17 protein-coding genes are annotated in these 14,704 nt (G+C 40.8%); all 17 read right to left on the minus strand.

All coding sequences use genetic code 11. The features are described 5' to 3' along the window. Window position 1 precedes the first annotated feature (1 nt). Window positions 2-760 carry a DNA repair protein RecO gene (gene recO, locus JR334_04390; protein ID QRN86466.1) on the minus strand — a complete coding sequence of 253 codons (759 nt, stop codon included), beginning with the start codon at window positions 758-760 and terminating at the stop codon, window positions 2-4. Between the two features lie 2 nt (window positions 761-762). Next, complete coding sequence (gene era / locus JR334_04395) at window positions 763-1,662, minus strand: GTPase Era (GenBank protein QRN86855.1); 900 nt, start codon at window positions 1,660-1,662, stop codon at window positions 763-765. Next, window positions 1,659-2,060: a cytidine deaminase gene (locus JR334_04400; protein ID QRN86467.1), complete on the minus strand. Its 402-nt coding sequence runs from the start codon at window positions 2,058-2,060 to the stop codon at window positions 1,659-1,661. Before JR334_04400 ends, era begins: the two co-directional genes overlap by 4 nt. A gap of 12 nt (window positions 2,061-2,072) precedes the next feature. Continuing rightward, window positions 2,073-2,438, minus strand: coding sequence for a diacylglycerol kinase family protein (locus JR334_04405; protein QRN86468.1), 366 nt, complete (start codon window positions 2,436-2,438; stop codon window positions 2,073-2,075). Then, window positions 2,435-2,905: an rRNA maturation RNase YbeY gene (gene ybeY / locus JR334_04410; GenBank protein QRN86469.1), complete on the minus strand. Its 471-nt coding sequence runs from the start codon at window positions 2,903-2,905 to the stop codon at window positions 2,435-2,437. Before ybeY ends, JR334_04405 begins: the two co-directional genes overlap by 4 nt. Then, window positions 2,874-5,075 carry an HDIG domain-containing protein gene (locus JR334_04415; protein QRN86470.1) on the minus strand — a complete coding sequence of 734 codons (2,202 nt, stop codon included), beginning with the start codon at window positions 5,073-5,075 and terminating at the stop codon, window positions 2,874-2,876. The genes ybeY and JR334_04415 overlap by 32 nt, the downstream gene beginning before the upstream one ends. A 17-nt stretch (window positions 5,076-5,092) precedes the next feature. Next, window positions 5,093-6,058, minus strand: coding sequence for a PhoH family protein (locus JR334_04420; GenBank protein QRN86471.1), 966 nt, complete (start codon window positions 6,056-6,058; stop codon window positions 5,093-5,095). Between the two features lie 101 nt (window positions 6,059-6,159). Next, the gene (locus tag JR334_04425) at window positions 6,160-6,804 is read right to left on the minus strand and encodes a thiamine diphosphokinase (GenBank protein ID QRN86472.1); all 645 of its coding nucleotides are present in this window, start codon (window positions 6,802-6,804) and stop codon (window positions 6,160-6,162) included. Next, window positions 6,797-7,360 (minus strand): hypothetical protein, encoded by a 564-nt coding sequence (locus JR334_04430; GenBank protein ID QRN86473.1) that lies wholly within the window; start codon window positions 7,358-7,360, stop codon window positions 6,797-6,799. Before JR334_04430 ends, JR334_04425 begins: the two co-directional genes overlap by 8 nt. A gap of 13 nt (window positions 7,361-7,373) precedes the next feature. Beyond that, the gene (gene floA / locus JR334_04435) at window positions 7,374-8,372 is read right to left on the minus strand and encodes a flotillin-like protein FloA (protein QRN86474.1); all 999 of its coding nucleotides are present in this window, start codon (window positions 8,370-8,372) and stop codon (window positions 7,374-7,376) included. Then, window positions 8,372-9,667, minus strand: a complete 1,296-nt coding sequence (locus JR334_04440) for an ATP-dependent Clp protease proteolytic subunit (protein ID QRN86475.1) — start codon at window positions 9,665-9,667, stop codon at window positions 8,372-8,374. Before JR334_04440 ends, floA begins: the two co-directional genes overlap by 1 nt. A gap of 173 nt (window positions 9,668-9,840) precedes the next feature. After that, window positions 9,841-10,017: a 30S ribosomal protein S21 gene (locus JR334_04445; GenBank protein QRN86476.1), complete on the minus strand. Its 177-nt coding sequence runs from the start codon at window positions 10,015-10,017 to the stop codon at window positions 9,841-9,843. 104 nt (window positions 10,018-10,121) lie between these two features. After that, on the minus strand, window positions 10,122-10,463 hold the full coding sequence (locus tag JR334_04450; protein QRN86477.1) for a histidine triad nucleotide-binding protein: 342 nt from the start codon (window positions 10,461-10,463) through the stop codon (window positions 10,122-10,124). Next, window positions 10,464-11,798, minus strand: a complete 1,335-nt coding sequence (mtaB, locus tag JR334_04455) for a tRNA (N(6)-L-threonylcarbamoyladenosine(37)-C(2))-methylthiotransferase MtaB (GenBank protein ID QRN86478.1) — start codon at window positions 11,796-11,798, stop codon at window positions 10,464-10,466. After that, complete coding sequence (locus tag JR334_04460) at window positions 11,795-12,535, minus strand: 16S rRNA (uracil(1498)-N(3))-methyltransferase (GenBank protein QRN86479.1); 741 nt, start codon at window positions 12,533-12,535, stop codon at window positions 11,795-11,797. Before JR334_04460 ends, mtaB begins: the two co-directional genes overlap by 4 nt. After that, the gene (gene prmA / locus JR334_04465; GenBank protein QRN86480.1) at window positions 12,535-13,467 is read right to left on the minus strand and encodes a 50S ribosomal protein L11 methyltransferase; all 933 of its coding nucleotides are present in this window, start codon (window positions 13,465-13,467) and stop codon (window positions 12,535-12,537) included. Before prmA ends, JR334_04460 begins: the two co-directional genes overlap by 1 nt. Before the next feature lie 12 nt (window positions 13,468-13,479). Then, window positions 13,480-14,601, minus strand: coding sequence for a molecular chaperone DnaJ (dnaJ, locus tag JR334_04470; GenBank protein ID QRN86481.1), 1,122 nt, complete (start codon window positions 14,599-14,601; stop codon window positions 13,480-13,482). Window positions 14,602-14,704 lie beyond the last annotated feature (103 nt).

Raw genomic sequence — 14,704 nt, forward strand, 5'->3', positions numbered from 1 at the left:
CTTAAATACGCATCTTCTTTATTTTCTTCAAGAAAGCACTGGATTTGTGCTCTCTTTCTAAAATTTGTGTCATCATCAACTCGATCAGTGCTTCCAGCTTCATGAGTAACACCTTATCTTGTAGCTGGTTGTTGTCCTCCTTAAGATCCAAATATTCCAGTTTTCGATAATACTCTAACAACTGATTGTCTAGCTTAAATCCGTCTTGAATCCCGCAATCACCACAGACCAGACTCCCCTCAGAAGCCACATAACTATATGAATGTAATTTTTCCACCGGTTTACCACATCTTGCACAACCATCTAGCAATGGTGCATATCCCAATATGCCAAAGCTCTTAATTAAAAAGGACATGGTTGCAATGTTCGTCTCCGGTTTTCTTTTATCCATATAGTTTAAGGTAAGCAAAAATTGATAGCAAAGTTCCACATAAGGGTCTTGTGGATGAAGAACTTGGATTAGATATTCAGCAAGGTAGCTACATTCAATAATCTTGTCAAAATCACTTCGAATATTTGCAAAGCTCTCTATGAGAACACCTTGGTTTAAATAATCCATATTCTTGCCTTCACTCAAGTCCAAATCACTATATGTAAAAGGCTGAACCAAGGCACGGTTCTTACTCTTCATCTTGCGTACACCTCGAGCATAGAAATCAACCCTACCACGCTCTTTGGTAAAGGCAACCATAATTTTATCGGATTCTCCAAAGTTTCTTCCTTGTAATATGATTGCCTTGGTCGTATAGTGTTTTCTCATGGCTAGTCCCTAGTAAATCCGAAATTTTTGATATCCATTTCACTTCTTCGCCACTGTTCCTTCACTTTTACCCATAGTTCTAAATAAATTTTACTTCCCAGAAGCACTTGGATATCTTGTCTAGCCAAGCGACCAATTTCCTTCAAATTCGCTCCATTTTTACCAATAATAATCCCTTTTTGAGATTTACGCTCAACAAAAATCGTCGCAGCTACATAAATCATCTGTTCAGAACGTTCTTTTATTAAATCAGTCTGTACTGCCACGGAGTGCGGTACTTCTTCACGCGTAGCCATCAAAACCTTTTCTCTGATCATTTCAGCCACAATCAGCCGTTCTGGTTGGTCCGTCACCATTTCTTCAGGATAATATTTTGGGCCTTCCGGTAATATATTTTCAATTTCCTCTAACAGCCCTACTACATTGTCTCCATTTTTAGCCGACAATGGGACCACACCCGTGAATTCCATCTTTTGACTATACAGGGCTATGATTGGTAATAAGGCTTCTCTCGTAACCAAGTCTGTCTTATTGATTGCAAGCAATGTCTTGGTGCCAGATTTCTTAAGTTGGGCCATGATGAATTCTTCTCCAGCACCCAGTTTCATGGTAGCATCTATGACATATACGACCACATCTACCCCCTGCAGGGTATTTAGTGCAGTATCAACCATGTACTCGCCCAGTTTATTCTTGGGTTTGTGGATACCTGGTGTATCTAGAAAAATAGCTTGCATACTAGACGTAGTATGCACTCCGGTTATCCTATTCCTTGTCGTATGTGGCTTTTCACTCATAATAGCGATTTTCTGCTTTAATATTTGATTCATCAAAGTTGATTTGCCGACGTTGGGTCTGCCAACGATGGCAACAAAACCAGATTTAAAATTTCCCAAATTTATTCCTCTCTCTCTTTCATACTAAATGCTCCTGGTAGTAATTGCGCTGCCGTATAACGAAACAAACCGGCAGGTGAATCTAAGACAATCTCCATTTCCGGGGAAAATTCAGTCATTACCTGACGGCAAGAACCGCAAGGACTATTAATGTACTCTGAATCGGATACTATGGCCATAGCCTTAAAATTTTGCCGGCCTTCTCCAACAGCATTGAATATGGCATTTCTCTCTGCGCAAACGGTAAGACCAAAGCTCGCATTTTCTACGTTAACCCCAGTATAAACGCTACCGTCTTCAGCCAAAAGCGCTGCTGCAACGCGCACCTTGGAATACTTAGCATAGGCATATTTCAACGTGTCTTTTGCTTTTAGCAACAACATCTTTTCTATCTCTCTTGTCATCAAAATGCCCCCTTAAGCAACTGTTCGTTCCAAAATACTCCACAATACGATAAGACCAATCGCAATTGAGAATAAGGCGGCCAATAAAACGCCACCTGCCGCTACATCCTTTGCAATCCAAGCCAAAGGATGATAATCCTGGCCTACCTTAACATCTATTAAGTCCTCTACTGCTGTATTGAACATCTCAGCAACTAGAACTAGACCACTCGCTAAAAGCACCAAGGCCATCTCTAACTTATTGGCCCCGATTGCCAAAAAAAACAAAATTGCTAGACTAAACAAAAACAGATGAATTTTCATATTTCGCTCTGTCGTGCAGGCATGTTTTACGCCCCGCACACTGTCACGAAGACTTTTTTTGAACGGTCTCCTCATAATTCCCTCTTGATTTTGAACGCATCAAGCACGGCTTCCTCTTGCTTTCGCATTCGCTTCTTATCTTCTTCTTTTTCGTGGTCGTATCCCAGTAAATGCAGCATACCATGCAAGGCCAAATAGCAAAGTTCTCTTAAAGTACTATGTTCATACTCTTTTGCTTGCTTAAGTGCCTGCTGATAATCTATAACGATATCTCCCAAAAGGCTCATATCCTCATTTATGATTTCCGGCTCATCCTCTAAAGACTCACTCATCGCAAAAGAAAGAACATCCGTAACCTGATCCTTGTTTCGGTAATCTCGATTCAACCGTTGAATTTCATCATCATCTACAAAAGTGATACCTACCTCAAAGTCTCCCTCTAATTTTTCAACTTCTAAGGTATGTTCCAGCAGAGACGTAAGGGTTTCTTCCAAGCCATCAGGAATGGGGTTATTTTGCTGATTCGTCAATATTAGATTCATTCTGATCTTGTCTCCTCTCCACTTCTTTGGCCAATTTCTCCGGATATTCCACCCTCTGATGATATATACCAGAAAGAATCCGGATAAAGGCTTTGGCAATGACTTCTAGCTCTCTAAAGGTTAATTTGGATTCCGAGAGCTGATTATCATCAAATTTTTCCTTGATAATTTTGCGCACAAATCCTTCTACACGCCCTAAGCTAGGATTTTTAAGAGATCGTACACTCGCTTCCACCGTATCGGCTAACATCACGATTGCCGCTTCCTTGCTTACTGGACGTTTCCCGTCATAGCGGAATTCTTCTTCCTTGATATCCGAGCCTTCCACCTCTTGGGCCTTACTGTAAAAATAACGAACCAAAGAATCTCCATGGTGAGTAGCAATAAACTGTTGCAGGGATGGAGGCAGTCCATATTCTTCCGCCAATTCTAGTCCATCCTTTACATGAGATGTAATAACCAAGGTGGACAGTCTAGGGCTAAGCTTATCGTGTGGATTATCATCTAGTCCTTGTTGATTTTCAATAAAGAAATAAGGACGCTTTAGTTTTCCTATGTCGTGATAGAATGCTCCAACGCGAGCCAATAACCTATCTGCATCTACTGCTTCTGCAGCTGCTTCTGCCAAGTTGCTAACTACAATACTGTGGTGATAGGTTCCTGGCGCTTCTAAAAGCAGTCTTCTTAGCAAAGGCTGATTGGGATCTGAAAATTCCAATAGTTTGACTGGTGTCGTAATCTTGAAAATCGTTTCAAAGTAGGGCAATGTTCCGATCGCCAATACAGAAGATAAAAAAGCACCTCCCAGACCAATACCGATGGCGATTGCTAGAGTCTTTCCTGAATAATTCAAAAACCATCCCATAGCCAATATGCTAAGCGTATTGGTTAGCCCGATATAAAGAGAAGATTTCATCAAATCCCCCCGATGCCCTACACGCGCTACGGAAAACACACCAATATAGGCTGAAAGAATAGCCACAAGCGCAAACTCATAATGGAAATCTGCGACGACGCCTAGCAATAGTGCAATAATCGTAGATAACATTAAACCCGTTTCATTATCTAGTAAAATTGTCGTCAGCATACCAATGGCAGCAACCGGCGTCATGTAAAAGAACAAACTTTCATAGCCTGATGCCATGGAAATACGAGCAAATATTTCATTCATCAAAAGTCCGAGAACAATCAAGATTTCAAGCAAGCTGAGATAACTTTCATGCTCTGGTACTTCTGGCCTATAATGGAAAAGAAACCAGGCTATGATACCAAACATAATCGCCAACATAATGGCAATAGACAGTAAGCCCAAATAGGTCTCTTCCCGGATAGATGTATTGGTTGAGGTAATCATTTCATATAGCAAAGGAGTGACCAATTCTCCCTCTTCAACAAGCACCTCATTTTGCGTGATGTTTACAATAACTGGGTCCACTGCTTCAGTAACTTCCTCAATACGTCTACTAGTCGCTGCATCATCGTAGTGTAATGTTTCAATCAACGTTATATTGTTTAGAATAGCTACTATTAGGGTTTTGGACTCCATGGGTAGCATAGAGCTCATGACCTCTTCTAGCATATTCTGACGTGCAATTTCCACCCCGGAAAACTGAACTCCAGCTTCCATATATTTACGAACTAGACCCACAGCATAATCACGAATCATCTCAATTTCGATAGTATCTGTCGTAATTACAAAGTCAACGGTATCCTGATCTAGGTCAAGGATTTCATAGTCAAGTGAAACTTCAGATTCTGATTCTGTCACATCCATTTTTTGCTTATAATCTTCCCGCAGGTTCATTATATCTACAAAAACAGCTTGGATTTCTTCAGAAATACTGTCAAGAGCCTGCTGGTCTACCACCATAACCGGTGAAATAGATCCAATGGCATCCTCTTTAGCTTGCGTTGTCAAAATTTCTGATTCATAACTCACATCGTTAGACGCCGTGATGGTAGTGGGACTAGGATACCCTTCAAATATACTTTGGCTCCGGCTTAAATATCCACTTCCCATAATAATTAAACTAACAATATACAGAACTACAAATAACGCCCTTCTTCTTGCACGTCTCGTTTTAAGCAGTTGGTGGCGTTTCTTCTGATTTTTTCTTTTTTTTCTTGTCTTCGAGGATTCTTTCTTTATTCTGCGCTCAAAGATACCCATTTCAGATTCCTCCTGATTTAACTAGTTGTTAGTTTATCCTGCTCGTAAGCTTGAATAATTCTCTTCACTAGTGGATGTCGCACTACATCGGTTTCTGTCAAAGAATAAAACTCGATGCCAGGTATGTTCTTCATAATTCGTTGACACTGCTGCAAACCAGATTTCTTGCCTCTAGGTAAATCGACTTGTGTTAAATCTCCAGTAACGACAGCCTTAGAATTAAAACCAATCCTTGTTAGAAACATTTTCATCTGTTCTTCAGTAGTATTCTGCGCCTCATCTAGAATTATAAAGGCATTTTCCAAGGTTCTTCCCCTCATATAGGCTAGCGGTGCAATTTCAATTACATTACGTTCTATCAATTTGTCTGATGTTTCTGGTCCTAAGATGAAATTCAAAGCATCGTACAAGGGTCTTAAATAAGGGTCTATCTTTTCCTTTAAGTCTCCTGGTAAAAAGCCAAGACTTTCACCAGCTTCCACCGCTGGTCTTACTAGAATGATACGTTCAATCTTCTTTCTTTTCAAATCTCGGATTGCCATAACAACCGCTAAAAAAGTCTTGCCTGTTCCAGCCGGTCCAATTCCAAATACAATATCATTGTTCTCTATGGTCTCTATATAGTTCTTTTGTCCTAGTGTTCTAGCTCTAATATTCTTTTTTGTGGGGGTTGTATAAACTATTTTTTTTAATTTTTCTGCAGAATTCTCTACTCCATTTTTTTCGTCTTCAATATAGTAATTGACATCCGTAACCAGCAATTGTTTTTTTGTTCGATATAAATCAATCAAATTGTGGATGACTTTTTGGGTAGAGCGGACATTTTGTTCTTCTCCCTGAATCGTGATTTCATTGCCTCGTGCCAATAGGGATACATCCATTTGCTCTTCGATGATGTTCAAAAAAACATCTTCATGTCCAAAAAGCGTTTGGGCTTCCTCATTGGTCAACAGGTCTATTTTTAATAAACTGCTCTTTTGCATACATCCTCCTTACGCATGTCTATTTTACCATAGATTCAGCCTCTAAAATACCTAACTTGGTAAAGCAAAATAGGCAGTTTGACAAGCAAACCGCCTATTATCTATTCATTTACATTAATCATTAGCAGTCCACTTGCAAAACGAATGGAAACAGTCTCTTCAAGTGCCACATTACTCATCCCTCGACTTGAGCCCAAGGCAAGCGTTTCATCTTCAAGTGGATACTTCATTCCTTCATAAAATATTCCCTGGCAAGATGTAAGGGGGATTGCTGATATATTTTTTCCCTGAATTCCTTCTAGCCGAAGAGAATGAAATCTTTCATTGAGGAAGTAGGTACAGCCTTGCTCATTTAAAATTCTCATTCTTGCCTTGCTACTTAGGCTGGCAATTAAAAGATAATTGGTAAAAAAGTGATCTGTCCTACCTCCATCAAGGCCTACAAAGACTAAGTCTTTGGCCCCTCTACTCAAAGCAATACTTATGGCTAGTTCTGTATCTGTCCAATCCTTATCCCTAGGATATGTAAGAAATTCTACATCCTGTCGTTCATAGTAACCACGTATCTTTGCGTCAATGGAATCCAAGTCGCCACATATAATATCTGGTACTATTTTCCATAAATAAGCATGGTTCGCCCCGGAATCAGCACAAATAATCGTTCTAGCCTGCCAATCAACTTTTTCTTTCAAAGATATGGACGGCGGTATCCCGCCGCCCATAATCAACCAATTCGCACTATCCATGTCTTTTCCTCAATGCAACTGGCTCTGAAAGTATTTCTTTCCAAATAATCCGTTCCGCCCAAACACTTCGAGTATTTCTCTTCGTACTAGGAAGGCAAGAAGCTACTTTCACTTCTTGCTTTTTACTTGGTAAATTAAAATCAACTTCTTTAGCCAATGGATGGGCTGACCCTTCCATCAACGTAGCACGAGTATCCTCATATACCATGGAGCCCTTGTTGAAAGCTCCTTCCGTCGAAATCCCTTCAAATCCAATTGGTTCGCCCTCCTGGGATGAATCCAAATGGATTTCTTGCAAGCACTCGCCTTCAATGCCTTGAATAGCTGAAAATTGTGGTTCCGCATCGGGGATTGTAGATTGATTCAGTTGTTTCGGTCCTCGAGCCATCTCCTCGAAATTTTCGTTCAATTGTTTCAAGAATTTTTTGGCGCTCACATCCATATCTGAATTTAGAATTTTGGGCTTAGTCGTATCAGATAACCCCTTTTTCTTACTTGCTTCCATAATTTTGGAAATAATACCGATAATCAAGAATATTATCCAAATTCCCTCCATGAGAACCTCCTATCTAGTTATTCTCATCATCTATCTTCATTTCTTCACTAGCGTCTTTTGAAATAGCTTCTCTCATACCAGTATCAGCCATAATATTTCTTAAATTATAATAATCCATAGCACCTAAGTTGCCATTTCTAAGAGCTTCAGCCAATGCCCTTGGAACTTCTGCTTCTGATTCAACTACTAGTGCTCTCATTTCCTGCACCCTAGCCTTCATTTCTTGTTCTTGGGCTACTGCCATGGCTCTTCTTTCCTCAGCCTTAGCTTGAGCAATACGTTTATCTGCTTCTGCTTGGTCAGTTTGTAGTTGAGCGCCAATATTTCTACCAACATCAACGTCCGCAATATCAATGGATAAGATTTCAAAAGCAGTACCTGCATCTAATCCTTTTTTAAGTACAGTTTCGGAAATACTATCTGGATTTTCTAAAACAGCCTTGTGTTTAATTGCTGAACCGACAGTAGTAACGATACCTTCTCCAACACGTGCAATAATGGTTTCCTGGCCTGCACCACCGACCAAACGGTCAATGTTTGCTCTTACAGTAACCTTTGCCTTTGCCCTAACTTCAATACCATCTTTCGCCACGGCTGCAACGATTGGTGTCTCGATGACAATTGGATTAACGCTCATCTGTACTGCTTGTAATACATCTCTACCTGCTAAATCAATAGCAGCAGCTCTTTCAAATTTCAATGGTATCTGCGCTCTTTCAGCAGCGATAAGTGCATCCACTACCTTGTCAACGTTACCACCTGCCAAGTAATGCGCTTCCAGACTATCCCCGTTAACCTCTAGACCAGCCTTATCAGCCTTAATCCAAGGACTAACAATTCTAGCTGGCGGCACTCTTCTAAGACGCATTCCAATTAAATCAAAAATACTCACCTTTACACCGGCAGCCAGTGCACTAATCCAAAGCGCGACTGGGATAAATGTAAGAAGCAAAGCAAACAGAATTATAAAAATCAATAAAATAAATAGTGATCCAAAAAGTGTTGCTGGCATTATTCATTCTCCTTTTCAATTTTTTCTACAAATACGTTTCCACCTACGACCTTCAACACCCGTACTGGTGTATCAGCCGTAATATAACCACCCTGTGTTAGGACATCCACTAGTTTCCCATCTATACGTACCATACCGGCTGGTCTCAAATGGCTAATGGCCACACCTGTTTTACCTTCAAGCTGTTTGAGTTCCATATCTACTGCCACATAACCGCTGTTCGTATCTGTTTCTTTGCGAAGAATCAGTTTGGAAAAAGCATGTTTTGTCGGCAATACCCGTATCAGTAAAACAAAAATAACAATGGCTCCAATCAATGCAATCACGATTGACTGAACAGCAGTCGTGGCATCTGGTGCTGCAAAGAATATGCTGGCGAATATAGCAATAAATCCACCTATTCCTGCCACTCCAAAACCCGGTATGAAAAACACCTCAGCGATAATCAAAACTAGTCCCAGCAAGAAAAGGAATACTGCTTCCCATCCACTAAGTCCAGCGAGCATACTTCCACCGAAATAGAATCCCAAAGAAATAACGCCAATTGCACCGGGAACACCAAAACCTGGGGTAAATACTTCAATAAAGATTCCAGCTAGTCCAATCATCAACAGTATGGTACTAATGGCAGTTGAAGTAAGCAAATCAGCAAGTTTTTCAGATGGATTTTTCTCGACAGTACGCACGACCGATATGTCATTGTCTGCTAAAAAAGCTGCTTTATTCTGGTACACACCATCCGTCATCTCGTATGCTTGTGCTTCCTGAGCAGTCATGGTCAGTAGTTTACCAGATTCCACAAGTTCATCAATGGCAATGTCTTCGTCTGACATCGCTCTGGCAATCAGAGCATTCCGGCCATTTTTTTCAGACATTGCAGCTAGTTGGGCCGACCAATAAGAAACCGTCTTTTCATTGGCTTTTTCAGAACCGATTCTAGGTTCTGCTGCACCAATGGTTGAGCCTTCTAACATATAGTATTCGTCGGCCGCCAAAGCAATAAAGCTTCCTGCTGAAATAGCGCCGCCATCAACCAATACTATGGTCGGAAGGCTACCCATGGTTTGGCCGATTTCTAGGGCAGAATCAATTCTTCCACCCGGTGTATCCAATACCATTAATATGCCTTCGACATTTTGGTCAAGCGCCTCTTCATATACTCCAGCAATCCAATGAGCTTGGCTGGGTGTAACCTCGCCTTCAAATTCCACTTCCCATACATCCGCTGCAAGTGCAGCTTGCATCGGAAGCATCAACAGCAGGAGCAATGTTAGAATAGTCCGAACAATTCTCATTTTTCCTCCTCTTCATTTCATAGCCTCAAATATAGGATAATAACTATTTTACATCAATGCAAAAATATAAGGCAATGATTGCAATTTTGAGAGTTTACCAACCGACTCTGCCTGAATAATACTCCCATAAAGAGTTAAAAGTCTGGTACATAATATACCAGACTTTTTTTAAACTATTTCCATTTGCGTTTACGAGCAGCTTCAGATTTTTTCTTTTTCTTAACGCTGGGCTTCTCGTAGTGCTCTCTCTTACGTACTTCGGAAAGTACGCCCGCTTTTTGACAAGATCTTTTGAATCTTCTCAATGCGGAATCAAGAGACTCATTCTTACCGACTTTGATTTCACTCACTGTATCATCTCCCTCCCTCCGCTAGCAGCTTTCGTTAGCGCAGGGGCATAAATATATCCCCTAACATCTTCTAACATTATACATAAGCATTGATTGCAAGTCAACTATCCAATTGTTCCCAATTTTCTTCCCCCAATAATATGAAAATGCAAATGATCTACAAGTTGACCAGAATCCACACCATGGTTGCTTAATACCCTGTATCCTTTTTCATCGAGCCCTTGTTCAGTAGCAATATCACGAATCGCAATCATCATACGGCCTAACATCGCCGCATCTTCTGGTTCAATGGTTGCTAAAGACGCAATATGTTTCTTGGGAATTACCAGGATATGTACCGGTGCCACAGGATTGATGTCTTTAAAAGCCAATATTTCATCATCCTCAAATACCTTAGTGCTAGGCAATTCGTCTTGAGCAATTTTACAAAAAATACAATCCATCATTTAACTCCTCTCCAGCAGTTTCGCTATCAGTCCATGCTGATCATAGTCCTTAACTTCTACTTCAATAACACTATTCTTGCCAACAGTATTCCATTGCCCGTTATTTTCATCTTCGCAACGAATCCATTGATAGTTTTCCCCATATCCCGCGAAAACAATTTGGTTGTTCTCAACGTTAACTTTTTCAACAAGTACTTTGGTTCTTATGCCCATCTGGGAATCGAAGAAATCTCGATTGAGTTGCTTTTTTAAAGAAAGCATCTCTTGCATTCTCCGCTCTTTCACCGCGTCTTTTATTTGATCTGGAAAGCTCGCAGCCTTGGTATTATTCCTAGGAGAATACTTAAATATATGTATATCCGAAAATCCCATTTCTTTCACAAATTCTAACGAGGTGTTATGCTGTTCCTCTGTCTCCCCTGGAAATCCCACCATGACATCCGTAGTAATGGACACGTTATCAATATTTTCTCTAATGGAATAAATTAGTTTCCGATATTCTTGCGCAGTATAGCCTCGCTTCATGCGGTTCAGCACAGTATCATCTCCACTTTGTAACGAAATATGAAAATGATTTAAAATAGGAGCCCCACTAAATAATACATTTTTTAATGAATCTGTAAATTCTTTCGGATCTAAGCTTCCAAGTCTAATTCTTTCAATTCCACTGGGAATAACTTCCCGTAACAACCGGCCAAGATCATATCCTTCGATATCTTGTCCGTATGCACCAGTATGAATTCCAGTAAAAACAATTTCTCGAAGTCCTTCATTCACCAAGTGCCTCACCGATGCTATGACATCTTGAGGGTTTCTTGATCGAACCGGTCCCCTTGCAAAGGGAATAATACAGTAAGTACAAAACTGTTGGCACCCTTCCTCAATCTTTATAAAGGCCCTCGTTCTTCCAGTATGAGATGTAGGCAAGTCTTCATACGTTCTTTCTTTTAGTATATCTTCGACGACATCAATCTGTTGAGAATCAGAATCAACTTCTAATTCTTGCAGTAATTTCAGCAATTCATGTCTCTTTTTGGTACCAATTAGGATATCTGGTTTTTCCTCAGCAGCAATATCGTGTTCACTGACTTGGGCATAACATCCACTAACTACTAGTATGGCCTCCGGATTATCTCTTCTCGCTTTATGCATGGCCTGTCTAGACTTTGAATCTGCCATGTTGGTCACTGTGCAGGTATGTACTATGACTACGTCCGCCGGCTCCCCAAAGGGCACTTCGCAATAACCAGCTTCATTCAGTATTTCCCGATAGCTGTCCGCTTCTGTCAGATTAACGCGGCAGCCAAAGCTTTGTATGGCATATTTTTTACTCATAACTGATCCCCAAATTCATAGTATACACAGCTAATGCCTAAAATACCGGCAGTTTCCGTGCGTAGGGTGCGATTCCCTAAACTTACTGAATGAACGCCAATCGATTTCATCCACTCAATTTCCTTCAAATCAAAACCACCCTCGGGTCCTACAATTAGATATAAGTATTCCTCGGTAATTTTAGGCAAAATATCTCGGATAGAGGTCATTTTCTCATCTTCATATAGAGCCAGCACCACACCGTCCGCTACATTTTGTTCCGCTAAGAAATCCTTCAAACTACTTACAGGATTTACTGCAGGAATTACTCCCCTGCGGCATTGTTTAGTGGCTTCTTTCGCAATCTTCTGCCAACGTTCTTGTTTTTTTCTGGCTTTTTCTTCATTCAGACGAATGTCTGATCTCAAGGTGCTTACTGGATATATCCCAGACACACCCAGTTCCGTCGCCTTTTGAACGATGAAGTCCATCTTATCACCCTTACAAAGTCCTTGAACCAAAAATACTTTTTTTGCTATTTCCCGGTTGATGGTCCTGACTTCCAAAATACCCGCTCGAATTTTTTGTTCCTCAATAGCCAATATTTCGGCTTGGAACAAATGATTTTCTCCATCTAATAATTCAATTTGGTCACCAATCTTTTTACGCATAACCTTAGTAATGTGGTGGGTTTCTTCTTGTGATAGCAAGGCTGTCTTTTCATCCAGCATGGATTCTAGATAATAGCGGTTGGCCATTAGATTTTTCTCCCAACCAACGTATACCATTCAGAATCAAGTTTTTGGTCAATAATTTCAAATCCATTTTCCGACATGGAATCTTCAACCCGTTTTATTTTTTTATCTAAAATTCCAGAAACGATTACCAATCCACCGGTTCTTAGTATATTTTTAGCTTGGGGTAAAAGGACTACAATTAAATCAGCAATCAGATTGCCTACGATAACATCAAACGTTCCTTGTATCGCAGTAAGCAAGTCATTTACGCAAACCTCTACCTCGCCATCTGCTCCATTTTCCAAAACATTGCGTTTAGCAATCTTAATGGCTGTGGGATCATTATCGACAGCAAGGACTTTGGAAGCCCCTAGTTTTGTGGCAGCAATACTCAATATGCCCGAGCCACAACCGGCGTCAATAATCTTATCACCCGGCTTGATATATTTTTCCATGAAACGCAATGTATGTTCCGTCGTCGGATGTTTACCTGTACCAAACGCCATACCTGGATCCAGCTTAATAACCAGTTCTTCCTCTTTCGCTTCATAGTTTTCCCAACTAGGAGAAATAACAATCCTTTCGCCAATTTTTTCTGTCTTATAATATCCCTTCCAATTGGTTTCCCAATCTTCATCTTCAATTTTTTTAAGACTTAAATCTGCGTTATAGTCCGTAAAATAGTCAGAAAGTAGTTCCAGTTTCAAACGAAAATCTCGAAGCCGTTCTCTCAGGAATTCATCGTCGGGAAGATAACCTTTTACAAGCACATTTTCAGCATCCAAAACTTCTTGTGGAGACTCAAATACATCCCACAAGCCCTCTTCTTCATAGGTTTCCCACGTTTTGGTATCCTCGATGACTACGCCATTCGCTCCCGCTTCATAAAACAAATTTATAACGGCATCTTTGGCTTCTTCTCCCACATTAACAGTGATTTCTTCCCATTTCATATCTTGGCTCCTTTACTCGAAAACGTCTTTGACTTTTTCAAAAAAACCTTTGCTTTTAGCGTGTGGCTTCAATTGTTTACTCGTAAGACTTTCTCTGAAGGTCTTGAGCTGGTCCTTCTGCTCCTCAGTAAGATTTTTCGGCGTCATAATTTCAATATGGAATATATGATCTCCTCTGCCTTCGCTTCTAAGTTTCTTAGCACCATGACCTTTAAGTTGAATCGTGTCTGCATATTGAGTCTCAGCAGGAATTTCCAAGGTCACCTTACCGTCTAGGGTGTCTACTGTAATATCATCACCCAAAGCAGCCTGTACAAAATCGATTTGCACTGAACTATGGACATGGTTGCCATCACGTGTAAACTGTTTGTGTTGCTTAACATCTATGAACACATACAAGTTGCCGTTTGGGCCCCCATAATACCCAGCATCCCCTTCACCGCTTACCCGAAGCCTTGCACCCTTCTGCACACCTCCAGGTATGTTTAAATGAATCTTCTTCTTGTTTCGTTTTCTGCCTTGACCACCACATTCTTCGCAAGGTTCCTCAATAATCTTTCCTGTCCCCTGACAAGCATGACAAGTCCTTGAGGTTTGAAAACGTCCAAGTGGAGTCTGTTGTATCACAGTCTCTTGCCCACTTCCGCCGCAGTTGCTACAGGTCTTAACATCTGTACCTTCTTTTGCACCGGTTCCACTACAGGCCTCGCATTCTTCCACTCGTACAACCTCAATGTCTTTTTCCGTGCCGAAGCATGCCTCCTCAAAAGAGATTCTTATATCGTAGCGAAGATCTTCACCACGGATTGGTCCTTGTTTTCCACCGGCTGCAGAACGACCGCCGAAGAACATATCAAAAATATCTCCAAATCCGTTGAATTCCATTCCACTGAAGTCAAAGCCCTGACCATTCATACCAGCATGGCCATACGTATCATACTGATACCGCTTATCCTCATCTGATAGCACAGAATATGCCTCCTGCACCTCTTTGAATTGGTCTTCCGCTTTTTCATCTTTATTGACGTCAGGATGATACTGTCTAGCTAGCTTCCTGTACGCCTTCTTGATATCTGCTGGGTCTGCATTTTTTTCTAAGCCCAACACTTCGTAATAATCTCTTTTCGTCTCCATAAATACCCAATCCTTTGTCTATCGTCTTCTGCTATTATACTTGTTTGTTAGCAAGAAACCAACACCTAAACTAAGGCGCACCGGAGTGCGCCTTAATATATTT

The sequence above is a fragment of the Clostridia bacterium genome (genome assembly GCA_016887505.1).
Classification (GTDB): Bacteria; Bacillota; TC1; order TC1; family UBA5767; genus UBA5767.